Origin of the sequence: Streptomyces sp. YGL11-2, from assembly GCF_050054615.1 — a bacterium.
Taxonomy (GTDB): Bacteria; Actinomycetota; Actinomycetes; order Streptomycetales; family Streptomycetaceae; genus Streptomyces.
Window position 1 is genome coordinate 7,915 of sequence record NZ_JBNHIN010000068.1, and the last position, 21,938, is coordinate 29,852.

Sequence of the window (21,938 nt, forward strand, 5' to 3'; positions counted from 1 at the left end):
GTGGGACGGGCCCGTGTTTCCGGGCCCGTCCCACAGCTCCGATCGATCGGTTTGATTACCCGTCCGCCTGCCGACTCACCGCATCCCTGCCATGCCGCCGGTACCCATGCTCACACCGGCCGCACCGGAGCCGGCGCTGACGCCGCCGGCGCCCAGGCTCGCACTCGCCGCACCGGAGCCGGCCGTAATGCCTCCGGCGCCCAGGCTGGCACCGGCAGCACCGGAGCCGGCGGTGATGCCGCTGGGCGACACGCTGACGTGCCCGGGGGTGATGCTGCCGAGCGAGGATGGGGAGGTGAGGTTCATCGGGGTCCGCGGTGTGTTGATCGAGACGGGGATCGGGTTGGTGGCCGCCGGGACCTTCGCAGGGGTGAGCGGGACTGTCCCGCGAGCCGGTGCGTTGATCGCGAACACCTTGTGCGTTGTGCGGAATGCGCGCTTGAAGAAGACTTTTTTGGCGAAGAAGATGTAATCGTTGTGCCTCCGGAAGTCGCAACGCAGGAACTTCTTGATGATGATGACCTTGCGATCCTTCTTGACGACGACGACCTTGACGACGTTGAAGTCCCTGCAGTGGCGCGATTCCTTCACGATGATCACGACGACCTTCTGGTGCGGGTGACCGTAAGACGTGGTCGCGCTGGCAGGACCAGCAAGGGCGACGCCGGCGGTGCTGGCGATGGCGGTGGCCATCAGGGTGGCGGCACCGCGCCGAAGTACTGGCGCGTTCATTGGTGGCCTCCTGGAATGCGCCATATGCTGCAACCTCTGCACACCCTTACGTACGGTCCGCCCCGGCCAAGGGATTGCCTGGCGCCCATGGAAGACCACGCCCCCCTTTTCGGTCGGTGTCACCGCCCCATCCACAGGCCGCCTCGCCCACGCACCGAGCGCCTGGGAACGGCCCTGGATCACCGCCCAGCTCACCGCGGTGGCTATCGAACGTGCACGGGCGGAGTGGAGCGGGCCGCGATCATGTTTTCAGGCTCTGAGCTGTGCATCTACCGGGTGTGCGGTCAGGAGATTTGGGCCGGTTACCGACACGCTTCGTGGGTGGTGCCGACCGGCCCTGGCCGTCCGGCACCACGCACAGGCCCGGCTCCTTACGCCACTCCCTATGGGCGGAATTCGGCGAGCGGATCAGTGACGGCTCGCGCCACCGATCCCGGTGTCCGCTCACATGGAGCCGGTAGTACACCGTCTCGCGCCGACCCGTGTCGGCCGCGCCCTCTTGGTCGCCTATGTTGTGGGCGAGCAAGTAGTGCGCGAACGGTACGCTGTCCGCGATGCCGACGGCGTGTGTCGGCTCGCCGAGCTCGATCTTCGGATAGGGCACCGGATTCATCTCCTCGACCCCAGCCACGGCGTCCGCGCCGTGTGCGGCGAGGTACTGCCCGAAACGCAGATGGCCCGGAAGTCCGTCCGCTTCACCCGGCGTCAGGCCGTCGACGTGCGGCCCACCCGGCGGGTGCGGCCAGGGTGGGATGGTCGTGGCCACCTGCACGAAATCGGGGTCCTGCACGGCCAGGTCCGTACGCAGTAGCTCGTTGGCGAGCTTTCCGATGCCCGTCTCCTGATAGAAGGCGAGCAGCGGATGGTCGGTTGAGGGGAAGCGCGGCCACAGGAAATGCGGTCCGACGTGGTCGTCGGCGTACGGCTTCAGCTGCAGCATGGCAGCGACCACCCGGCGCCCCGTGGCGATCTGTTCGGCACTGAGCACCTCGGGAATCACTACGAATCCCTACTGAGGGAACGTGGTCCTCGTCTCCCCCGTGATGGGCGCCATGCCGCCCAGTGCATCAAGCAGCGTGTCCCCCAGCAACCGAAATACCTTGCCGTCCACGCTCACACGCCGTCGCAGCCAGCCCCGGAACCGTCACAAGATCTCCGACAGAGCCTCACCCGACCAGCACTTCCGTTCGACTTGCACGATCCAAGATCGGTTGAGATGCGACTTCCAGCGCATTGGCGCCTTGGCATGCAATCCGCTCCATCTACGGGCACAGTCAACAATTACCCCAAGCGGCGATCAATTCCTCTTGAGTGCCAATACCATTCCTCGACGTCAACTTCAATCGGCGCTACTCAAGTTGACTGGTTATGATCGGCACCCGATCGGGAATGGCCGACTCCGTTTTATGAGGACTGATGACCCCTACAGCATCCGAAGGCCCAGGCGAGCCGGTGCCGCGGCGTCGACGGCGTGTGGTGCGCCTGCGTACCTTGCTCGTCTGGCTGGCGGTGGTGCCCACCGTGGCCATGGGCGTCCAAGTCCTCGTCACCGCGAATCAGTTGCTGCAGGAGTCGCAGCAACTGCGCCAGGCCGCGGTGGCCGGCCGGCAGACAGGCATACCCCTGTACCAGCTCGTGATCAAATTGCAGTCCGAGCGCGCGATCACCGCCGCGTTGTGGTCGGGCACACCCGTAGCCGCGGCCGACCTGCGCAGCCACCGAGCGAACACCGACCAGGCCGTGGCCACGTTCCTGAAGTCGTCGGACCCCGGTCAGATGCATTCGGACGTCGCCAAGCACCACCTCCAGGAAGCCACGCGGCGTCTCACGGACTTGGGCACCCAACGCGAGCGCGCCGACACACGCCACGGCAGCCTGGCCGACACCCTCGACTACTACACCGGCGTGATCAACGAGACGATCCGCAGCTACGCGGACTCCAGTTCCGTGGACGACGGTGGGCTGACGCAGGAGAGAACGTCGTTGATCTCCCTGTTCTCGGCATCGGAGGTGGTGTCGCGCGAGGACGCGATCCTCTCGCTGGCAGACACCTCCGGGAAACTGACGTCCGCCAGGTTCGGTGATTTCATCGAAGCCGCCGGCTCCAGCAACTACTTGTACGACACGATCGTGCTCGATCTGCCGGATGAGGGCCAGCAGGCCCTCCGGCGGATCCTGGCCTCGAAGCCCTGGAAGGCCAAGTCCCGCATCGAGCAGGCGGTCATCTCCGAGCACCGGGACACTCCTTCCGGCGTCGTGCTGCCGCCTGCCGTCCACGACTGGGATGCGACCGAGGACGCCTTTTCCGCCCAGTTGAACGCCTTCAACGAGAGCAGACTGCACGAGCTGCTCGCACACGCCGACGACCGGGCAGCGCAGTTGGAGAGTCAGATCGCGCTGCTGGTGGCGGCAAGTGGTGCCGCCCTCCTGCTGGTCGTCGCCGTCGTGGTCTTCACCACGCGCTCGGTCCTGCGCCGTTTGCGGGATCTCCACGACCGCACGGTGACGGTCGCCGAAGAGACCCTGCCGGACATCGTGGACCGCCTGCAGCGCGGACAGGCAGTCGGCGCCGACGTGCTGCCGCACCCGGAGGGCGAGCAGGACGAGGTCGGACGGATCAGCGACGCCTTCGCCCGGGTAGTCGCCGTGTCCCTTGAGGGGCACCGCAAGCTCGCCGACGAGCGACAGGGCTTCAGCATGTTCGCCTCCGGTATCGCCTCACGGACCGGGAACCTGGTCAGCCGGCAGCTCGCCCTCACCGAGCACCTTCAGGACACCTTCGGCCAGGACGAGCCACTCCTCGCCGACCTCATGAAGTCCGATCAACTCACGGTGGGCATGCGGAGACAGATCGAGAACCTGCTCATCCTGGCGGGCGGCGAGATCCCCGACCCGCACACCGAGCCCATGCGCATCGCCGACCTCCTCCGGGAGGCAGCCGCTGAAGTCGAGGACTTCCGGCGCATCGACCGTCACGCCATGGACGAGACCAGTGTCGAACCCAGCGCGATCAGCCAGATCAGCCACCTGCTGGCAGAACTGCTGGACAACGCCACGCGCTTCTCCCCGCCGACGACGAAGGTCTCCATCCGGTCCGAACTCGTGGGCGACGGCCTCTGCATCGAGATCGAGGACCGTGGCCCGCGGGTGACCGCTGAGAGATACGAGGAGATGAACGGCCGCCTGCACTCGGCCCCGCCTTACTCCGTGCTGGCCGAGAACGCGCACCGGCTCGGCCTCTTCGTGGTCGGCCACCTCGCCGACCAGCTCGCGGCGAAGGTCACGCTGCGCCGGTCGGCGTTCGGCGGAACATCCGCTGTGGTGATCGTCCCGAGTGAGCACCTCGTGGAGACTCAGGAGCGCACTGCGGTGCCCGGGCCGACGAAGCGGCCCGCGCCCGTACCGCAGTCCACAGAGGGACACCAGCCGGAGCTCGTCCCGCAGGAGCGGTCCGACGATCCGGCGGACGCCCTCGCTCCCACCACGTCGGGACTGCCCCGCCGACAGCGGGGAGAGCCGGTGGGGTCGGCCCGGACCACGGCGCCGGGGACATCGCCCCGGTCCGGCTCCGGGGGCGTCCCCGCCCGGCCGGCCCTCCCCGAGCGCGTCCCGCAGACCCACATGGCCCAGCAGCTCCACGAGTCGCGTGCGGCCGAACCGGTCGGTCAGGACGCCGCCACGCCCGAAGAAGTGGCCGACGCCTGGGCGGACTACGAAGACAGCACCAGGAAAGTGGAACTCGAGCTCCGACAGGACCAGCCATGACGACGACACAGAACGACGCGATCTACAGCATCCTGGACAACAACCTGAGCAGGATCGCTGGGATCCAGGGAGCCGTACTGCTCTCCAACGACGGGATCAAGCTCAGCGCCTACCTGCTCGAACAGGACCAGGCCGAGCGGGTGGCCGCGGCGGCCTCCGGTATCGCGTCCACCATGAAAGCCATCTCGCGAGAGATCGACGGCGGCGGGGTGATCCGCCAACTCGTCGAGATGGACGACCGATACCTGTGCATCGTCGGGTGCGGGTCGGGCAGCACGCTGATCGTGGTGGCCTCCCGCAAGGCACGGCTAGGGGAACTGGGCGGCGAGACGGTCCGCGCCGCGCAGGCGCTCGGCGAGTGGCTGGGCACCCCAGAACGCACGCAGGCGTCCACGTCGTAATGGCAGCCGACCCCCAGCCCGGACGGCGCCGCCGGACGCGGCTGTACGCCCTCACCGATGGGCGTACGGCCGCATCCCGCCATGACCTGACGATGGACACGATGATCACAGCGACCGCTGACGCCGACGGTCACGGCAGCCTGCCCACAGAGTGGCAAGAAATCCTCGCCATGTGCCCAGCACCGAACGGACGGGCGGTCGCCGAGATCGCCGCCCGGATGCAGATGCGCCTGACCCCCATGGTGGTCCTGCTCGGCGAACTGCTGGACCGCGGTCTGATCCGCCACCGGCCGCCGCTGGACGCCTCCGAGACCTCCAATGTCCACCTGCTCGTGAAAATCAGGGACAACCTTGCCCGACTATGACACCACCGCACCGGAAGCGTCCCCCGTCAAGGTCCTCATCGCCGGGGGATTCGGCGTCGGCAAGACGACCCTGGTCGAAGCGATATCCGAGATCGATCCGCTGCGCACCGAAGAGCGACTGACGGCCGCGGGCGTCGGAGTCGACGACCTCGACGGCATCGAGAGCAAGACCGCTACCACGGTCGCGATGGACTTCGGCCGTATCACCCTCACCGACGCCGGAGTCGTCCTGTATCTCTTCGGTACACCGGGACAGGAGCGCTTCTGGTTCATGTGGGACGACTTGCTGTACGGGGCACTCGGGGCGATCGTCCTGGTCGACACCCGGCGACTGGACCGCAGCTTCCCCGCCATCGACTTCTTCGAGAACCGCGGACTGCCGTTCATCATCGGCGCGAACTGCTTCCACGGCGAACAGCCGTACACCGCCGAGGAGATCAAAGCGGCCCTGCACCTGCGGGACCCGAACACCCCCGTCCTCCTGCTCGACGCCCGCTCCCGGGAGGACGTCCGCGGCGCCCTGCTCTCGCTGCTGGAGCTGCTCATCGCCAACGTGCAGGTACCTGCGCCCGTCTGACCGTGTGGGCGGCCAGAGACCGTCGGCAGGCAGCGGGAGGACGGGTGGACCGTCTCAGCCGACCACGGCTGGGCGGTCGGCCCGCCAAGGGCGCTGACTACCCGCTGCTCCCCCGAGCCCTTCCAGCAGCGCCGGCAACGCGGTCCCGATCGGCTCGCGGATGATTCGTCCGCCAGTGCGTCGTACGGCGTCGGCCATGCCTTGAAGATCAGCAGTCGTGCCCCGTTCTCGGCAGCGATCCCGGCGTCCCGCCAACCACATGGCGGGGTCGCCCGGGAAACACGACGCATCGAGCGAGCGGAGGAACCCATGGCTCGGATCCGGGCGGGCACGGGCATCGGCAAGACCCCACCATCACTGCGTTGTCCTGGACGGTGACGGCACTGTCGCGCCGGGTGTTGAACGACGAGCCGGAGCTGCTGGCCCTGCTTGCCGACGTGCTGGCCCTGGACCAGCACGTGCTCTGAGCCGATCGACGTCGCCAACGGCATGGCCGCCCTGTGGCCGGATGACGAACTCATCGCGGAACTGCGCATCCTCTCAGGCCGCCGGGCCGACCTGAACGCCGACCGCACCCGCTGCATCAGCCGGTTGTGCGGCCAACTCAACGGCATCTACACCGCGTTGGAGCGAGCCCTTGAGCGGGTCAACCACGGCTCGACAATCCTGCTGAGCGGCTACCGGACCCCGGCCGCGTTGCGGCGGACAGGCGGCAAGCGACTGGAGACCTGACTGCGGAACCGAAAAGTCCCAGGCGCTGGAACCCTTGTCAGGCCCCTTGAGCTTGTCGTTCGAGGTCCTGCTGTCGAACGCGCCTCGCACGCCCGACCGTCGCCGGCGAACAACGGCGGTCAGCGTTGGTAGGTGCCCACCAGCGTGCCACTCGCCAGCTCCTGGCCCTTCACGGCATGATGCACTGCATCGGCTGTCGGCCGGCCGTGCAGGGAAAGCGGCTCCGACACGGCCCACAGACGGAAGAAGTAGCGGTGCACACCATGCCCCGGCGGAGGCATCGGACCAGCCCAGCCCACCCGGCTGAATCCGTTGGGCCACTCCTGGCCACCACGAGGGATCTCCCCCTCCTCCGCACCGGAACTCTCCGGATCGATGCCGGTGACCAGCCAGTGCAGAAACGCCCCGCCCGGGGCGTCAGGGTCCTCGCAGAGCAGGACCAACTCCGCCGTACCGTCCGGTGCCGCGGACCACGTCAGCGGTGGCGAGACGTCGTCCCCCTCCCCGCTGTGGCGTCGAGGGATCGCCGTATGGTCGTCGAACGCCACGCTTCTGAGCTCAATTCCAGTCATGCGCGCGGCTCTACCCGGATCAGCCTGGTCGGCACCGATCGAAGCGGGCAAAAAACCCGATCGGCCGAGCACCCCGGCCACCGCGCCGGGAACCTCGCAAGGCGAACCTGATCGGAGCTCACATTGCCAACGAGAATTCTGCTCGAAGGACGTCCCGGCTCGGGCAAGACGACCGTTATCCGCCGAATGGCCGCACTCCTGCGCACCCGTAGGGCTGTCGGCTTCACCACGGAGGAGATCCGGCAAGGCGGCACCCGGGTCGGTTTCGCATGGGAAACACTGGGGGGCGGCCCGCGAGCAGTGCTCGCCCATGTCGACTTCCCGGGTCCACCGCGGGTGGGCCGGTACGGCGTCGACCTGGGAGTCATGGAGCGGCTTGCATGCCCGCCGCTCAGGTCAACGGCAGCGGATCCGACTGCTGGGGAACTCGTGCTGATCGACGAGCTCGGGCGTATGGAGCTGACGTGCACGGCGTTCCGGGATACGGTCCAGTCCCTGTTCGAGTCCGACATCGACATCGTCGCCACGGTCCACGCCAAGAGTGACCCGTTCACCGACGCCCTCAAGCGGCGCGCGGACATCGAACTCGTCCAGGTGACCCGGGCAAACCGGGACACGCTCCCTGCCGATCTGGCAGCACGGCTGGAAAGCCGATGAAGGCCGTCATCTGGGCACAGCCGTCGCTTCGCCGGAGTTTCACATTGGGCCGAGCACGTCTCGAAGGGCCCCGGCCGCGCCGTTCAGGTCCAGTTCGCCGCGATCGCGGCGATACGCGAGAAGACCGCCACCCGGGCCGCATGGCGAACGGACCGCCAGCATTCTCCGTCGGCGCGAAAACCGACCGCCCGATGGTTCGAGATCCTCGATGCACTCGGGTACACCCTCACCCCCATCGAGCGGGCTGTCATGGACCAGGAGCCGTGCGGCGTTCAAGCCGAATCACATGAAGGCCAGCGGTGAGGACGACGAGCGGAACGCCGACCAGGAGCCCGCCGACGACGAGCAGGCGGCCGACCACGAAGCCGCCGCCTCAGCTGGGACTGACATGGCCGTAGCGCGTTCGGGCCAGCTGTACCCGATACGCCGGGTACAGCTGGCTCTGGGCCACAGCCGTCCAGCGCGTTGACGCCGCACGGGTGCGGGCAGTCAGATGTGTTGCGCCACGAAATCGGCGACCCGCGTGCCGAGTTGCTCGCCTGCCCGGTTGTCGATGGAGGTGTGCTGGCCGGCCCATATCCGGCTGAGCCACGCTTCGGTGGCGGCGTGTTGGAAGCCGGCGAAGGTTCGGGTGACGCCCTTCGACGTCACCACGAGGTGGTGCTGCGAACCGTAGAACCCGGTGAGCGTGGTTGCCGCCGCCTGGCTCAGAGCGCCGTGGGCGGCCGGGTAGGACGGATCCGGGGCGGTCGGCAGCAGAGGGGTCCAGTTGGGATTGCCATCGACGCTCGGGTTGTAGTGCGTACCACCGAGCCGGATGGCGGTCACGGGCCGCCATACGCGGTAGGCGTACTTGGCGTCGTACATCGCGATCGCGGTGTCGGCGAGGGAGAAGTCGAGCTGGGCGAAGACCTTCACCGCCTGCTCCAGGCTTGCGTGCTGGGAGGTGACGAGGCCCTGCGCGATCTGATTCCAGACGTTCCAGACGGGCGCTGCCGCCCAGAACTTCCCGGCCGCGGTCTGGTCGGGAGTGCGGGTGGTGCTGGTCTTGCTCCCCAGGCTCTTGACCTCATTCAGGGCTGTGGCATATTCGGCGGTGCTGACCGCCGGCGGCGGCGCCGGGCGGAACTGGCTTCCTTTGACCAGCACGAACGGCTTGACCGAACCCCAGTTGGTGAACACCGGTGTGGAGAAGTCGGGCGGTGTGGGCCGGTAGCCGCCGGCCACGTTGCGGGGACTGAGCGGCGGCGGCTTGGTCGAGAACCCGTCATGTGATCGCAGGCTGATCAGTCGGCGGGTGACCTCAGCTCCCACGCGAGTGCCCGCTTGCTTACCGGGGCCGTCGGGAATCGCGGACAACTGGCTGCTCAGCCGTTGGTCCACGCTTGCGCGCTTGGCCGGGTACAGGGCCACCAGCACATCGTGGGCTGCTTGGTCCGCTGCGGCGTCTGCACGGGCCTCTCGCGGCGCCGACACCGAGAACAAGTAGGCAGGGCTGGCCCGGGTGACCGATACCACCGCGTCATACTCGGCGGCCTGAAGGAGCGCGAAGCTGCGCGTGGGGTGGATGGTGGGCGGTTGAGCCTTCGGATCGCTCAGGACGGTGATGAGCTCACGGTTCCATTCCACGACCGACATCCCGGAGCACTGGGCGGCGGCACGCAGGGTCGGGGAGTGAGCAGGTGTGGCGGCGGGCCCGAAGGTCAGGCCAGTGAGTCCGGCTGTCAGCGCAGTTCCGGTCAGTGCAGCGAGTATCTTGTGCATTCCGTTCATTTGCTGTGGGTCCCTGTGGTGGTTGGTGGGCTGGGGCAACCGGTGGCCATACACGTCGACCACGTGGGCCACTTCAGGCCAGTCGGTCAGCGGGCACCACTGAGCGAGGGGGGAGTCCGTGGCGTGTGCCGCAAAGAAGTACTCCGGGCGCCTGCTGCGGAGTTCAACGGGGACGTGAAGCCAGTTCCGTCTGCCCAGTAGTAGCGCTTGTTCATTTCCACGGGCGGCAGACGCCGTACGGTTCGACGGATACACACCTTTTACGGGGTCTCCTCGTGGGCGGGCCGAACGAAGACCCACTCCTCGGCACGCGGCACCAGGACCGGCTCACGCCGTGGCGGCGGAGCCGCAAAGGGATCGCTCGCCTCGGTCGGGCAAAGTCAGGGGAGGCATATCTCCCTCGCGCCTCCTCGCTTCGGCCCCAGCACCACATGAGCGACATGCGGCTGTGTGAAGTCGAGACGCCGGACAGTCCCCCTTTCTGGCTCCCCTGTCGGGCCGTGGCGTGATCATGTGGGTTGCTGGCCTGGTAGGCGGGGGTGGCGTGAGCCACTGATGGGGTACTCGCCCTGGTGGTCGGCGTGATCGTCTCGGGGAGATCATCTGCCATGGCGGATCAGCGGCCGATCTCCGCGTTCGTCAGAACGAGCAGGGCCCGCAGTAGCGTGGTCGCGTGCTTCGCGTTCATGCGGACCTTGGTGAGGGTCCGCCGGTTCTTCAGGTCGACGAAGCCGTGTTCGTTCGCCGCTCGTTCGCGGCTGACCAGCCGGTTCGCCTCCTTCTGGGCGACGCTGATCGGATGGCTGTGGGTCGCCCGGCGGCCGCTGACGGTCACGGGATCGTCGGGGTCGTCGTCCAGGCCGACGAAGCCGAGGTCGGCAAACGCGCCCAGACCGGCCTCTCGCAGCCTGGCGGCAATCTTGTTGTGGCGGTACGGGCCGCCCGCGGCCGCGGCATTGACCAGCCTGTTGGCGTGGCGCCGCACCGCGGCCGGGAAAGCTGAGCCCAGCCGGAGAGCGGGTTGGGTCAGGGTGTGCGGGGCGCGCCGAGTTCGACGACCCGGACGAAGCTGACCGGTCCTCCGTCGTCGGGGGCTTTGTAGGCGTAGGGGCGGTCGCTGGCCAGGCGGGCGGAGGCGCCTGCGTCGAGGGGGACTGTGCGGTCCTCGGTTTCCAGCAGCAGCGTTCCGGTGCTGACGAGGATGAGTTCCTCGGAACCCGGGGGGTCGGGCTGGGCCAGGTAGCGGTCACCGGACGCCAGGGTCCACTCCCACAGTTCCGCGCCGCCGCGGCGGGCGCTGGTGACGTGCAGCACGGCACGACTGCCTGCGGGGCTGCTCCAGACCTCGACCGCCGTGGAGACGTGGCACGGCTCGGCGGTGGGCTGGGCGATCAGGGTGGCGAAGTCGACGCCCAGAGCGCGGGCGATCTTGTCGACGGTGACCAGGCTCGGATTGGCCGTGCCCTGCTCGATCTGGGTGAGCATCCGCCGGCTGAGGCCCGCCTTGTCGGCCAGCGTCTGGACGGTCAGACCCGCGCCCTGGCGGCGACTGCGCACCTCACGGCCGAGACGCTCGATGAACGGCTCGGTCGGGCCGCTCTCCGACGGTGTTGACACAGCACTCCCCTACATGTGCACTATGTTGCTCATTATGAGCAACATGATACCCATGGTGGAGCGCCTGCCCCACCTACCGCCCGGTGATGTCCTGCACGCCCTGCGCACCGCGTTCACCAAGCTTGCCGAAGGTTCCGCAGTGCAGCCGCCCCAGACTCTCACGCCGCTGCCCGGCGGCGGCGACGTCATCGCCTACCAGGCAGCACTCGACGACACCTACGGCCTCAAGATCTCCCCGTATCTCCCTCGGACCGGTCGGAGCGCGGTCGTCACCGCCTGGACACTGGTCATGAGTACCCGCACCGGTCGCCCGTTGCTGCTGTGCGACGCCCACGCGCTGACCGTGGAACGCACCGCCGCCACCAGCGCTCTCGCCGTCGACCACCTGGCCCGGCCCGAAGCTGCCACGCTCGCCGTCATCGGCTCCGGCCCCCAGGCACACGCGCACCTGCGCTATGCCCGCGCCGTCCGCGCGTTCGCCTCGGTGCGCATGTACGCGCCCACACTGACCGAGGCCAAGGCCCCGGACGGCGTGACGGTGGCCCACAGCGCGGAAGAGGCCGCAGCCGGCGCGGATGTCGTGCTGCTCTGCACCTCGGCGGCGCAGCCCGTCATCGACGCAGCAGCCCTCCCGCCGGGCACCGTCGTGACATCGATCAGCACCAACGCGCCCCGCGCCCACGAGATCCCGCCCGCGGCACTGCCCGCCATGGAGGTCTACGGCGACTACCGGCCCACCGTCACCACAGCGGCCGGGGAAATGGTCCTCGCCGCGGAAGCGGATCTGTGGTCCGCCGAACAACTCCGCGGTGACCTGCCCGAACTCCTCACCGGCGCCTGCCTGCCCCCGTCCGGTGAGCGACCGGTCCTCTTCCGGTCGCTCGGCCTGGGCATCGAGGACCTCGCCATCGCCCGCCTGCTCAAGTGCCCCTGACCCCTGCACCCCACCCCCTCCACCCCGTCCGCACACCGACCCCTGAAGAGGCCACCATGTCCTTCACCCCGTTCGAGCTCGAAGCCTGGCAGTCCCGCTACGAGCACAGCGTCGCCCACAATCTCGCCGACAGCGGCTGCCATCCGGTCGCCCTGGGCGAACTGCTCACCGATGACCCCGACGCGATCCGGCGTCTCCTCGCCACCGACCTGAACTACCCGCCGGTGGGCGGAACCGACACCCTGCGCACCCTGATCGCCGACTGGCACACCGCCGAGGCCGACAACGTTCTGGTCACGGTGGGCGCCGCCGAGGCGAATGCCATCACGGTCGCCGCCCTCGTCGGCCCAGGCGATCACGTGGTCGTCATGGAGCCCGGCTACCGCCAGGTCCGTGGCTGCGCGCTGAATGCCGGCGCCGACGTCGACGCCTTCCCCCTCGACCCCGACCGCCAGTGGCGCCCCGACCTCGACGCCCTTGACCACCTGGTCCGGCCGGACACCAGGCTCATCGCCGTCACCAACCCCAACAACCCCGTCGGCACCATCCTCACCGAGCCCGAAATCGACGCGATCATCGCGGCCGCCGACCGGGTCGGCGCCTGGATCCTCGCCGACGAGGTCTACCGCGGCACCGAACGCCTCACCGACCAGACCACCCCAACCTTCTGGGGCCGCTACGACAAGACCGTCTGCGTCGGCAGCCCGTCCAAGGCATTCGGCCTGCCCGGCCTGCGCCTGGGCTGGCTGGTCGCGCCGCCCGCAGTCGTGGACGTCACCTGGCGGCGCCACGAATACGCCACGATCTCCGCCAGCACGCTTTCCATGCACCTCGCCGAGACGGCCCTGACACCGGCCACCCGTGACCGCCTGCTGACCCGCAACCGCACCCTGGTCCGCAACGGCTACGCCCGCCTCCAGCAGTGGATCGACCACCACAACGGACTGCTGTCCATCATCCCGCCCCATGCCACGGCACTGGCCTTCGTCCGGTACCACCTCCCCCGCCCCAGTCTGGAAGTCGCCGACGCGCTGCGCGTGCACGGCAATGTCCTGGTCGGCGCCGGAACACAATTCGGCGTCGAGCACCACCTGCGCATCACCCACGGCCTCGAAGCCGGCTACCTCGACGCCGCCCTCACCAGCATCAGTCGCGTACTTACCGAACTCGCCTGACACACCCGGCAGATGGGTGGGCGCGACGACGCCTGCGCGCCCTTCCGGACTACTCCACCTCCGGATGGTCACTCCTTGCCGGTCCAGCCGCACTCCGCCAGGGAAGCTCACCATGTGCCCATACCGGAACGCCGCACCCGTCCGACGACCACGTCAGGGCCGGCGGTCCCCCGCGTCATAGACCACGAGCGCGGCCTGGACACGGTTGGCGCAGCCGAGCTTGTTCAGTGACCGGCTCACATGCGTTTTCACGGTTGCTTCTGTCATGAACAACCGTGCCGCGACTTCCGCATTGGGCATGCCCTCCGCGACGAGGTACAGCACCTGGCGCTCGCGTTCGGTGAGGGCGGACAGGCGCCCTCGTGCTGCGTCGGCGAGCGTCGAATTCCGTTGGGAGAAGTGCGCAATCAGCCGCCGGGTCACCGTGGGGGCGAGCATGGCGTCGCCTTTGTGGACAACCTTGACCGCCTGGACGAGGTCCCGCGGTGGCGTGTCCTTGAGCAGGAATCCCATGGCTCCCGCTTGGAGCGCGGCGTGGACGTACTCGTCCAGATCGAACGTGGTGAGCACGATGACTTTGGGCGCGTCCGGCAGAGTGTGGATCTCCCTCGCCGCGGTCAGACCGTCCATTCCCGGCATGCGGATGTCCATCAGTACGACATCGGGGCGGCAGGTACCGGCCAGGCGAACGGCCTCCGCGCCGTCGCAAGCCGCTCCGACCACGGTGATCCCCGGATCCATACTCACGAGGTTTCCCAGCCCGCAGCGGAACAACTCTTCATCGTCGACGACGAGAACGCGGATGGTCATGCCGCTCCCTTCACCGCGGGAATCCAAGCACGGACCTGGAAACCGCCCCCGGGGCTCTCTGCGGCGAGAAAGGTTCCCCCAAGGACGCTGACCCGCTCACGAAGTCCGTTCAGGCCGTACCCGCCGCTGGGCAGGTCCCGCAGCGGCCGCGTTGACGGAGCATCGTTCTCCACGGTGACGCGTACCCAGCCGGAGAGGTAGTGCAGATGCACGACGGTGGCGGCGTTGCCGGCGTGCTTGTGCACGTTGGTCAGAGCCTCCTGTACCAGACGGTAGGCGGTGCGCTCCGCGGCGCCGTCAAGCGGATGCCGCTCGCCCGAGATCCGCAACACGACCGGTACTCCGGTATCCCGGGACTGCTGAAGCAGCTCGGTCAGGTCCCCCAGGGAGGGTTGCGGAGCCAGTGGTGCGGGACGGTCCTCCGTGCCGTCGCGCCGCAGCACGCCCAGTACCTGCCGTAGTTCGCCCAGAGCCTGCCGTCCGATCCAGCCGATCATCTGGCCTGCCTGGGCCGCCCGTTCGTTCTGGTCGGGGTCGATCTCCAGGGCGCCCGCGTGCACGACCATGAGGCTGACCCGATGGGCGACGACGTCGTGCATTTCCTGGGCGATCCGGTTGCGCTCCTCGCTACGCGCCTGCTCGGCCAGCAGAAGCCGCTCCCGTTCCAGCCGCTCGGCTCGCTCCTTGAGGTTCTCCAGCACCGCACGGCGAGCCGTGACGTACCGGCCGAGCAATACCGGGACGACCACCAGGCCGAGATCCAGGTAGGTTTCCGGCTCCCACAGCGTGAGACCGCCATAGGAGTACACGAACCAGATCCTGCCGCCGGTCGCGGCCAGGAGGGCGGCAGCGCAGACCGCCCCCACGGCTCGGCGCGAACGCCCGTGCCTGGCCGCGGAGTACAGGGCGATCGGCAACGCGGCACGGGGCGTGAAGGAGGGAAGGGGCGCGAGAACGAGCGTCGCGACGGCCACAGCAACCGGCCAGCGACGCCGCACGATCAGGGTCAGGCCCACTAGAATCGCCAGCAGCCGTACGGACAGACCCGAGTTCCCCCAGGAGATGTCCGCGACGTACCGCACGTTCACCAACGTGACCACGATCGTGATCGTGACGTCCAGCAGCAGCTCTCTCCAGGACTCCCACCACAACAAACGGCGGGTAGGGAGGCGCCACTGACGTAGCGAGGCGCTGAACCGGTGGAACGGTATGGGGCCGGAACGCTGGGAACGCTGGGAATGACGGAAACGTCGCACCGGGTAGACCCTAAGACCCGGCGCCTGGCAAGCAAATACACCCACAAGACGATTCGACGTTGACTTTGGTCGTAGTTCGCAGCAGTGTCCGTCATCCTTTCGGTAACCGATCCCCAGGTGCTGCTGTGTTCCTCACGCAGTGACGGTGATCACGGCGCCAGGACGGTGTTCATCGTGTTCCTCACGAGGTGACTTTCCGTTGGGCCCACGTCACCGGACTGGGCGTGGTGGGGGACTGAATCAGGACCCGCGCGGGGATGGCAACAAGCTTCTGTTTCGGCGCATCATCCGCCCCGTTCATGAGGGTGATCTTGTAGACGATGTAGCCGATGTACCAGCCTCCGTTGACGCGTTCGTCGATCCAGCCGAAGTGGTCGCCGGGGACGGTGGTTTCGACCGTCTCGTCGCGCATAGTCGTGAAACCATGCGTCGTGGTCGTCGACTGGCTGTACTCGAAACTGCCCTCGACGCCCAATTCCCCCGTATCCGCCTTATTGATCCTGGCGTTGACCTTCCCGCCCACGGACCACCCCGTGGTGTTGCTCTCCACCTTGCTGACCGTGGCCTCCTGCTTCAAGGTGAGCTTCGATTCTCCCGCGACGTGCGGCGTCTGACTGATGCTCGGGTAGGGGCTTTCCAGTACGCCGACAAAGCCGCATGCCGGCTTGACCTCTACTCCGGGCGCGGGAGGTATCCCCTGGTCACGGCATTCCTCCTTTGCGGACTTCCCATTGTCGAACGAACCGCGCGGGATCCACGGTTCGATGACGTCCTGGCTGCTTGTGCGGATGTCCGGGCTGTCCTTGGCGGCGACATCAGGATCACGTTTGAAGGCGCTGCCGAGTTTGACTCTTACGTCCTCAAGTGCTTTCTCGTGCGGATACTTGCTCTCCACCTCGGCGAGCTGGATCATTTTGGTGTCCAGTCCACTGACCGGGTAGCCCATGACAGCTTCTGAGCTATTGAGGGGAGCCGTTCGCGCGAGCATGGCGTCGACCTGTGCATCGCTGTCGTACCACACGCCCTCGCCCGCGAAAGCCGGAGAATGGGTGCCGCTCAGCGAGGCCACGGTGAGGCCGGCGGCCGCCGCGAGGGCCCTGGCGACCAGCCGGGTCCGCCTGCGGCCAGAAATTCCTGTGGTGGGTTCGGCGGGTGTCCTCATGACTCTCTCCTCATCCGGAGTCATATGTCTGCCTGGTTCAGCCGGGGCAGCAAGAAGTATGAGCGCCGCTATCGCCGGAGCGCATCCATCGAAAGAAAGCCGTGCGCCGAAACGAAAGTTGCAGAGGATTCCCGGTGCCCACTCCCCTGTTCATCCACGGGAACCGATTTCGGCACTTCTTACGTCTTGCGGGTCGGCATGAGATTGCCTTGAAGCTGAAGGTGCAGCGTGCGAATGGCACGTTCACCGAAGAGCACAGTCAAAGGAAAGAGCAAGAGCCGCATGAACGAACGAGTCGCTTCACAACCGTCGACACCCCACGAATGGCGAGCGGCAACCAGCTCAGGAACGACCGACATCAGCCCAGAGCGCGGCTTCACCGGCATAAGAGGGCGCAGCCGCCGTCAGGCATGCGCGGTGCTTCTCGTGGTCTTCGGTGGATACATCCTGCCGGTGGTGGGCTGGTTGATCGGCGCTGTCATATGGCTGGTCACCCCGGGATGGAGCGCCCGCGTCAAAACGGCCGGGCTGCTGGTCTGGCCGCTGTCCACACTGGGCCTGGTGGCCACCAGCGCCGCCACGTACTGGCTCATCCTGCCCTTGGGCGACCCGGTTGCCTCCATCGCCACTTCCCTCTTCCTTCTGGTGCCCAGCAGCTGGTTCCTGCTGCTGTTGACGGCCGCCTGGATGCTGCTCGGCGCCAGGAGCGCATCGCGCGACGCAGCGGGAGACGCGCAGTGACGTGGGCACGGCGTGCGGGAACACGGTCCACGCTCGTCACGGTCGTCCTGGCCATGACCGCCCCCCTGTTCACGGGATGCGTATCGCCTCTGCACAGCGATCCCTCCCGGCCTGCCGTCCCTCCACCGCCGACCGTCACGTCCACCGAACAGACCGGCCCCGCACTGCCTCGGATCTCGCCGACGCCCCGCCAGATCCGCCGTACCGGCCCCGACCTGCCGGTCCCCGCCACCCTGGACGTCCTGCGCAGCGAGGGCGCAGACGACTTCGCCGTACAAAGCGTCCAACAGGCACTGCGCTCGGCAGGCGCCACCGAGGTGCATGTGTCCGGCCCCAAGGCGATCGCCTCCACGGACTCAGATCTCGCCACCCGCGAGAAGGCGCACCCCACTGACGTACGCGCCCCCGGGCCCAAGAAGACGCCCCCCACCGGCGGACGCCCGCCGCTCACCATCGTCATCGGCCGGACGGACAGCGAGCCGGTGGCCGGCCTACTTGAGCGCAGCAACGCCTTCGGCCAGGGCACCCTCCCCGCAGAGGGCTACCAGATCACCACCGGCTCGCTGCGAGGCCGCCCGGCCGTGTTGCTGGCCGGCAAGGACACCGACGGCGTCTACTACGCGGCCCAGACGTTCGCCCAGCTCACCCGCCGTTCCTCGATCGCCGGAGCGTCGGTCGTCGACTATCCGTCCATGCCGCAACGAGGCGTGGTCGAGGGCTTCTACGGCAGACCATGGACCCACCAGACACGCCTGGACCAACTGGCCTTCTACGGGCGGATGAAGCTCAACACCTACCTCTACGCACCCAAGGACGACCCGTACGAGCGGGACCGATGGCGCGACCGCTACCCCGCAGGGCAGGCGAGCCGGCTGACCGACCTGACCAAAGCCGCCCGCGCCCACCATGTGCGCTTCACCTACGTCCTCTCCCCGGGCAAGTCCATCTGCTACAACTCGCCCGACGACCGGCAGGCCGTCACCGACAAGCTTCAGTCCCTCCACGACCTGGGCATACGCGATTTCGCCATCGCCTTCGACGACATCCACCCACTGCCGGTGTGGAGCTGTGCGGCGGACCTGTCCCGCTGGGGAACCGTCACCGAACAGTCCCTGGCCGCCGCCCAGGCCGAGCTGCTCAACCGCGTACAGCGGGGGTTCATCGACCGCCATCGCGACATGCGGCCACTGCGGATGGTCCCCACCCAGTACAGCGACCTGTCCGACACCCTCTACAAGAGAACACTGCGCCACCAGCTGGACGAGCACATCGGCACGATGTGGACCGGCACCGACGTCCTGCCCACCAGCATCACCGCGGACCAGGCCCGCGATGCCGCGGCAGTATGGGGCCACGACGTACTGCTGTGGGACAACTACCCCGTCAACGACTCCGACCAGACCACCGGACGCCTGCTCCTGGCCCCCTACGCCAAGCGCGCCCGCAAGCTGGACGAACACCTCTCCGGCGTGGTGCTCAACCCGATGAACCAGGCCTCGGCCAGCAAAGTCGCCGAATTCACCGGCGCCGATTACGCATGGAACACCCGGGACTACGACCCGACGGCCAGCGCCCGCGCGGCCGCCGACCACCTCGCCGACGGAGACGCCGCGACCGCCCAGGCACTGCAACTCTTCTTCGACACCCAGCACATGGCCCCCAGCTGGAAGGGAGCCCCCTGGCAACCACAGGCCCCTGCCCTGGCCGCCCGGCTGGAACGTTTCGACACCCAGTGGGCAAGCGGCCAGAAGCGTCAGGCCGTGGACCAACTGCGTTCGTACGCCCGCCTGATGGCCGCGGCGCCCGAGCGGATCAGAACCCACGCCAAGGACCGAGACCTGGCCACCGAAGCCAAGCCCTGGCTGGACGCTCTCACGTTGTGGAGCCAGGCCCTCATCGCCACCTGCGACGCACTCCAGGCACGCCTCGACGGGAATGCGGAGCGGGCCGGTGAGCTGCTGACCCGGTCCCGGGCCAAGGCGGACCAGGCATCAGAGCTGCGTACCATCGCGGGTGCTACCCGGCCTCAGGGCACTGTCAAAGTCGCCGACGGCGTACTCGACACCTTCCTGAAACGAGCCCCTGCACTCCGCTGACCCCTCCCAGAGCCTCAACAAGGGGCGGGCGCGACGCTGTGGCATCTGCTCATTGAGCCCGTTTCATCTTGAAGTTGCAGGTCCTGGGGCTGGTGTGAGCTGGGGCCGGCCTGTCGACGGCTGATTCAGCCGAAGCCGCCGCCGGGGCCGAAGCCGAAGGTGGTGGTTTCGAAGGGAACGCCGCCTACTCCGAGCGGTGTGCCGGTAGGCAGGTCAAGCAGTTCGGGGTGCTTGCCGCTGCATACGAGGGCGGGGGGGTAGGTGGTCGGCGGTGGCGATGCGGCACTCGGCGCGGTGTGGATCGTAGACGGCGTAGACGCGGGTGGCGATGTATTGCTCCAGTCGTGAAGTGATCTTGTCCAGGTGCTGGAGGACCTGGGCGGGGTCGAGGTCAACGTCGGCGAAGGCTCTGGTGGCGGTGTTCAGCCGGCCCATGGTGGCGGCGGCGTCGATGCCACTGCCCATGACGTCGCCCACGACCAGTGCGGTCTTGTCGCCGTCGAGCGGAAGGGCGTCGTACCGGTCGCCGCCGACCTCGTAGGCGGCCTGTGCGGGCCGGTACCGGGAGGCGACCTGCAGACCGGGAAGGTGGGGCGGGTGGTCCTGATGGAGGCTGCGCTGCAGGGTCCGGCGGTGTTGCGCACGCTCTGGTGTGAGCGGGCGTTGTCGATACACACTGCGGTGCGAGAACCGTTCGGGGCGACCGTGTTTTCCCGTCCCCCGGGTATGACGATGGCCCCGGTGAAGGTGGCAGCAGGTCCGGTCCGCCGCTTCACCGGGGGCCGTTTCCCCCTGGCCTGGCATGGCGTCAGCTGGTCGTGGGGACGAACAGCAGGCCGTGGGGGCTCTTGAAGCCCTTGCCGAACGGGCTCACCGAGCCGGTCCGCAGGTTGAGGCTGCCGAGCGCACCGGCCAGTACCTTGGAGTCGTCCGGTACGGCGGCGAAGGTCTGTCCGGGGGTGAAGGAGCCGCGGACGGCGACGACCTGGTTGGTGCCCGGGTCGGTGACGTACAGCGTGCCACTGGTGCTGGTGGCGATCGCGGTGTCGTCCACCTGGGTGTTGAGCTTGAGGACCTGGGCGCTCTGCCGGCTGGTGCCCGCGTTGGCGAGGTAGATCTGCTCGCTGTCGCCCTGGCTGTCCAGCATCAGGTCTCCGCCGAACCGCGGTGCGGAGGCCGGGACGACGGTGTTGGAGTCCGGGTCGGACAGGTTGAGGGTGACCTGCTTGCCGGACTGGGCGTCCACGGCGGTCGAGTTGTCCTTCAATACCGGCTTCGCGGTCGCGGTGGTGCCGGAGAGGGTCACCTTGTAGAGAGCCGGACCGCTGAAGGTCTTGCCATCGGCGTTCGGCGACGGGTTGGACGCCGAGATGTACAGGGCGCCGCCCACAACGGAGATGCTGTCGGTGCCGCCGCCGTGCGGGAGCGGACTCGGGCTGAACTGGTAGTGCGCGAGCTGTGCACCGGAGGCCGCACCCGGGGTGAGCGTGAACAGGCTGCTGTTGTCGTCCTCGTTCACCGTGGCGATGATGCGCTGCGCCGACGGGTCAGCGGTCATGCCATCGATCTTGCCCGTCAGGTTCCATTGCGCCACCTTGTGGCCCTGCTGGGTGTACTCGACCACGGTGCTCGCAGTCTGGCCCGAGGACGACGGCTCGCCCTTGGCGCCCACACCGTTTTGATAGGCGACGAAGACGTTCCCGCCCAGCAGAGCGATGTCGTCGGGGGAGCTCAACGACCCACCAGAGGCGAAGACCTGGGTCGAGTAGCCGGACGGCACGTCGATTCCGGTGCTGGAGGTCGCAGACGCACCGATTGCGTTCGGAGCGAGCAGAGCCGCGGCAGCCGCAGCGGCCGCTGTCCCGACGCCGGCGACCGAGACGCGGGCCCGGCGACTGAACCCGGGCAGCTTTCGTGTCATGGGGGACCTTCCCTTGAGAGGCACGCGCCACGCGGCGAACCGCGTCCAACCGCGCACCCTTGAACAGATACAGCTGCTCTTCTCGCAGGCACAGGTGACCACGGTATTGCCGCGAGTGAGCCAGGGGGTGAGCAGCGGGAACAGGGCGCCTGCCCGCTCACGACACAACTGCAACAGGCCGTGGGAGCGTGGGCAAGATCAGCAAACGAGGCCGGCGGTCACCGAACGGCACTCACGATCTCGACGATCACCACTCCACGAGTTCGATCCCGTGCGCGGGTCGACCTTGCACTCCGAGTGGCGGCGGCCATGGCGGGCGGCTCTGATCCACTCGTGTGCGCTGGTGGCGGGGCACACAACGCTCAATCCGCGAGGAGGCGCCAAGCACCCCTGTCCCGTCGTAAACGATCTCGTTCCGGGGCAGACTCCAGACCTGCGGCGACCAGTTCCGTTGAGACGTGGGAACGCCGGGAATCTCAGCTGCTGAGGTCCTGGGCAGGTGAATGCCGGGCGCTGTCTCAGTTGATCTGGTCCGACTCCGCTGTTTCGAACTGGTGCCACGCCAGAGTCGTCGGCCACGACTGGTAGTCCCTGAGGTTTCTGCCGCACGCACGGGACATATAGGTCGGGGCGCCGCCCCTCTCCACGGGCA

21 protein-coding genes and 2 pseudogenes are annotated in these 21,938 nt (G+C 67.8%); 11 read left to right on the plus strand and 12 right to left on the minus strand.

Annotation, left to right across the window (positions count from 1 at the left end):
• Nucleotides 1-75 precede the first annotated feature (75 nt).
• Nucleotides 76-732, minus strand: a complete 657-nt coding sequence (locus tag ACO1BR_RS39070; RefSeq protein ID WP_426799859.1) for a hypothetical protein — start codon at nucleotides 730-732, stop codon at nucleotides 76-78.
• 241 nt (nucleotides 733-973) lie between these two features.
• Entirely contained in the window at nucleotides 974-1,732 is a 759-nt protein-coding gene (locus ACO1BR_RS39075) for a hypothetical protein (protein ID WP_426799860.1), read from the minus strand.
• A gap of 476 nt (nucleotides 1,733-2,208) precedes the next feature.
• Between ACO1BR_RS39075 and ACO1BR_RS39080 the strand changes: the two genes are divergently transcribed.
• The 4 genes from ACO1BR_RS39080 to ACO1BR_RS39095 are packed head-to-tail and all read left to right on the plus strand — an operon-like array spanning nucleotide 2,209 to nucleotide 5,840.
• The gene (locus ACO1BR_RS39080; protein ID WP_426799861.1) at nucleotides 2,209-4,497 is read left to right on the plus strand and encodes a nitrate- and nitrite sensing domain-containing protein; all 2,289 of its coding nucleotides are present in this window, start codon (nucleotides 2,209-2,211) and stop codon (nucleotides 4,495-4,497) included.
• Nucleotides 4,494-4,898, plus strand: a complete 405-nt coding sequence (locus tag ACO1BR_RS39085; protein ID WP_189303103.1) for a roadblock/LC7 domain-containing protein — start codon at nucleotides 4,494-4,496, stop codon at nucleotides 4,896-4,898. Before ACO1BR_RS39080 ends, ACO1BR_RS39085 begins: the two co-directional genes overlap by 4 nt.
• Entirely contained in the window at nucleotides 4,898-5,263 is a 366-nt protein-coding gene (locus tag ACO1BR_RS39090) for a DUF742 domain-containing protein (protein WP_426799862.1), read from the plus strand. Before ACO1BR_RS39085 ends, ACO1BR_RS39090 begins: the two co-directional genes overlap by 1 nt.
• Entirely contained in the window at nucleotides 5,250-5,840 is a 591-nt protein-coding gene (locus tag ACO1BR_RS39095; RefSeq protein ID WP_426799863.1) for a GTP-binding protein, read from the plus strand. Before ACO1BR_RS39090 ends, ACO1BR_RS39095 begins: the two co-directional genes overlap by 14 nt.
• Before the next feature lie 54 nt (nucleotides 5,841-5,894).
• Here the strand turns inward: ACO1BR_RS39095 and ACO1BR_RS39100 are convergent.
• A pseudogene (locus ACO1BR_RS39100) lies at nucleotides 5,895-6,085 on the minus strand (hypothetical protein); the annotation flags it as partial.
• 244 nt (nucleotides 6,086-6,329) lie between these two features.
• Between ACO1BR_RS39100 and ACO1BR_RS39105 the strand changes: the two are divergent.
• The gene (locus ACO1BR_RS39105; protein WP_426799864.1) at nucleotides 6,330-6,572 is read left to right on the plus strand and encodes a hypothetical protein; all 243 of its coding nucleotides are present in this window, start codon (nucleotides 6,330-6,332) and stop codon (nucleotides 6,570-6,572) included.
• Between the two features lie 119 nt (nucleotides 6,573-6,691).
• Here ACO1BR_RS39105 and ACO1BR_RS39110 read toward each other — a convergent pair whose 3' ends face one another.
• Complete coding sequence (locus ACO1BR_RS39110) at nucleotides 6,692-7,144, minus strand: YbhB/YbcL family Raf kinase inhibitor-like protein (protein ID WP_426799865.1); 453 nt, start codon at nucleotides 7,142-7,144, stop codon at nucleotides 6,692-6,694.
• Nucleotides 7,145-7,267: 123 nt separating this feature from the next.
• On the opposite strand from ACO1BR_RS39110, the gene ACO1BR_RS39115 reads away from it, so the two are divergent.
• Nucleotides 7,268-7,801 carry a nucleoside-triphosphatase gene (locus ACO1BR_RS39115; protein WP_426799866.1) on the plus strand — a complete coding sequence of 178 codons (534 nt, stop codon included), beginning with the start codon at nucleotides 7,268-7,270 and terminating at the stop codon, nucleotides 7,799-7,801.
• Between the two features lie 286 nt (nucleotides 7,802-8,087).
• Nucleotides 8,088-8,270, plus strand: coding sequence for a hypothetical protein (locus ACO1BR_RS39120; RefSeq protein ID WP_426799867.1), 183 nt, complete (start codon nucleotides 8,088-8,090; stop codon nucleotides 8,268-8,270).
• A 20-nt stretch (nucleotides 8,271-8,290) separates the two neighbouring features.
• On the opposite strand, the gene ACO1BR_RS39125 is transcribed toward ACO1BR_RS39120, so the two are convergent.
• From ACO1BR_RS39125 to ACO1BR_RS39135, 3 genes are all read right to left on the minus strand, one after another.
• Nucleotides 8,291-9,646 (minus strand): vanadium-dependent haloperoxidase, encoded by a 1,356-nt coding sequence (locus tag ACO1BR_RS39125; protein ID WP_426799868.1) that lies wholly within the window; start codon nucleotides 9,644-9,646, stop codon nucleotides 8,291-8,293.
• A gap of 544 nt (nucleotides 9,647-10,190) precedes the next feature.
• Nucleotides 10,191-10,559, minus strand: a complete 369-nt coding sequence (locus ACO1BR_RS39130; RefSeq protein WP_426799869.1) for a hypothetical protein — start codon at nucleotides 10,557-10,559, stop codon at nucleotides 10,191-10,193.
• A gap of 41 nt (nucleotides 10,560-10,600) precedes the next feature.
• Nucleotides 10,601-11,191, minus strand: a complete 591-nt coding sequence (locus ACO1BR_RS39135) for a helix-turn-helix domain-containing protein (RefSeq protein ID WP_426799870.1) — start codon at nucleotides 11,189-11,191, stop codon at nucleotides 10,601-10,603.
• 52 nt (nucleotides 11,192-11,243) lie between these two features.
• Here ACO1BR_RS39135 and ACO1BR_RS39140 point away from each other — a divergent pair, with 52 nt between their 5' ends.
• Nucleotides 11,244-12,125, plus strand: coding sequence for an ornithine cyclodeaminase family protein (locus tag ACO1BR_RS39140; RefSeq protein ID WP_426799871.1), 882 nt, complete (start codon nucleotides 11,244-11,246; stop codon nucleotides 12,123-12,125).
• Nucleotides 12,126-12,181: 56 nt separating this feature from the next.
• Complete coding sequence (locus ACO1BR_RS39145; protein WP_426799872.1) at nucleotides 12,182-13,300, plus strand: aminotransferase class I/II-fold pyridoxal phosphate-dependent enzyme; 1,119 nt, start codon at nucleotides 12,182-12,184, stop codon at nucleotides 13,298-13,300.
• A gap of 153 nt (nucleotides 13,301-13,453) precedes the next feature.
• Here the strand turns inward: ACO1BR_RS39145 and ACO1BR_RS39150 are convergent, their stop codons facing one another.
• The 3 genes from ACO1BR_RS39150 to ACO1BR_RS39160 form a co-directional block, all read right to left on the minus strand.
• Nucleotides 13,454-14,110, minus strand: coding sequence for a response regulator (locus ACO1BR_RS39150; RefSeq protein ID WP_426799873.1), 657 nt, complete (start codon nucleotides 14,108-14,110; stop codon nucleotides 13,454-13,456).
• Nucleotides 14,107-15,261, minus strand: coding sequence for a sensor histidine kinase (locus ACO1BR_RS39155; protein ID WP_426799874.1), 1,155 nt, complete (start codon nucleotides 15,259-15,261; stop codon nucleotides 14,107-14,109). The genes ACO1BR_RS39150 and ACO1BR_RS39155 overlap by 4 nt, the downstream gene beginning before the upstream one ends.
• A 286-nt stretch (nucleotides 15,262-15,547) precedes the next feature.
• Nucleotides 15,548-16,528 (minus strand): hypothetical protein, encoded by a 981-nt coding sequence (locus ACO1BR_RS39160; protein ID WP_426799875.1) that lies wholly within the window; start codon nucleotides 16,526-16,528, stop codon nucleotides 15,548-15,550.
• 282 nt (nucleotides 16,529-16,810) lie between these two features.
• Between ACO1BR_RS39160 and ACO1BR_RS39165 the strand changes: the two genes are divergently transcribed.
• Both ACO1BR_RS39165 and ACO1BR_RS39170 read left to right on the plus strand, forming a co-directional pair.
• Nucleotides 16,811-17,269, plus strand: a complete 459-nt coding sequence (locus ACO1BR_RS39165; protein WP_426799876.1) for a hypothetical protein — start codon at nucleotides 16,811-16,813, stop codon at nucleotides 17,267-17,269.
• Nucleotides 17,270-17,322: 53 nt separating this feature from the next.
• Nucleotides 17,323-19,365 (plus strand): beta-N-acetylhexosaminidase family protein, encoded by a 2,043-nt coding sequence (locus tag ACO1BR_RS39170; RefSeq protein WP_426799877.1) that lies wholly within the window; start codon nucleotides 17,323-17,325, stop codon nucleotides 19,363-19,365.
• 140 nt (nucleotides 19,366-19,505) lie between these two features.
• Here ACO1BR_RS39170 and ACO1BR_RS39175 read toward each other — a convergent pair.
• Nucleotides 19,506-20,054, minus strand: a pseudogene (locus ACO1BR_RS39175) (PP2C family protein-serine/threonine phosphatase); the annotation flags it as partial.
• Between the two features lie 119 nt (nucleotides 20,055-20,173).
• Complete coding sequence (locus tag ACO1BR_RS39180) at nucleotides 20,174-21,286, minus strand: hypothetical protein (protein WP_426799878.1); 1,113 nt, start codon at nucleotides 21,284-21,286, stop codon at nucleotides 20,174-20,176.
• Nucleotides 21,287-21,938: the final 652 nt, after the last annotated feature.

What these genes read in the sequence shown, in the direction of transcription:
- ACO1BR_RS39085 (WP_189303103.1), top strand. Translation starts at nt 4,494, where the DNA reads ATGACGACGACACAGAACGACGCGATCTACAGCATCCTGGACAACAAC.
- ACO1BR_RS39165 (WP_426799876.1), top strand. Translation starts at nt 16,811, where the DNA reads ATGAACGAACGAGTCGCTTCACAACCGTCGACACCCCACGAATGGCGA.
- ACO1BR_RS39150 (WP_426799873.1), bottom strand. Translation starts at nt 14,110, where the DNA reads ATGACCATCCGCGTTCTCGTCGTCGACGATGAAGAGTTGTTCCGCTGC.
- ACO1BR_RS39145 (WP_426799872.1), top strand. Translation starts at nt 12,182, where the DNA reads ATGTCCTTCACCCCGTTCGAGCTCGAAGCCTGGCAGTCCCGCTACGAG.
- ACO1BR_RS39120 (WP_426799867.1), top strand. Translation starts at nt 8,088, where the DNA reads ATGAAGGCCAGCGGTGAGGACGACGAGCGGAACGCCGACCAGGAGCCC.
- ACO1BR_RS39110 (WP_426799865.1), bottom strand. Translation starts at nt 7,144, where the DNA reads ATGACTGGAATTGAGCTCAGAAGCGTGGCGTTCGACGACCATACGGCG.
- ACO1BR_RS39140 (WP_426799871.1), top strand. Translation starts at nt 11,244, where the DNA reads ATGGTGGAGCGCCTGCCCCACCTACCGCCCGGTGATGTCCTGCACGCC.
- ACO1BR_RS39090 (WP_426799862.1), top strand. Translation starts at nt 4,898, where the DNA reads ATGGCAGCCGACCCCCAGCCCGGACGGCGCCGCCGGACGCGGCTGTAC.
- ACO1BR_RS39180 (WP_426799878.1), bottom strand. Translation starts at nt 21,286, where the DNA reads ATGACACGAAAGCTGCCCGGGTTCAGTCGCCGGGCCCGCGTCTCGGTC.
- ACO1BR_RS39105 (WP_426799864.1), top strand. Translation starts at nt 6,330, where the DNA reads ATGGCCGCCCTGTGGCCGGATGACGAACTCATCGCGGAACTGCGCATC.
- ACO1BR_RS39160 (WP_426799875.1), bottom strand. Translation starts at nt 16,528, where the DNA reads ATGAGGACACCCGCCGAACCCACCACAGGAATTTCTGGCCGCAGGCGG.
- ACO1BR_RS39170 (WP_426799877.1), top strand. Translation starts at nt 17,323, where the DNA reads ATGACCGCCCCCCTGTTCACGGGATGCGTATCGCCTCTGCACAGCGAT.
- ACO1BR_RS39070 (WP_426799859.1), bottom strand. Translation starts at nt 732, where the DNA reads ATGAACGCGCCAGTACTTCGGCGCGGTGCCGCCACCCTGATGGCCACC.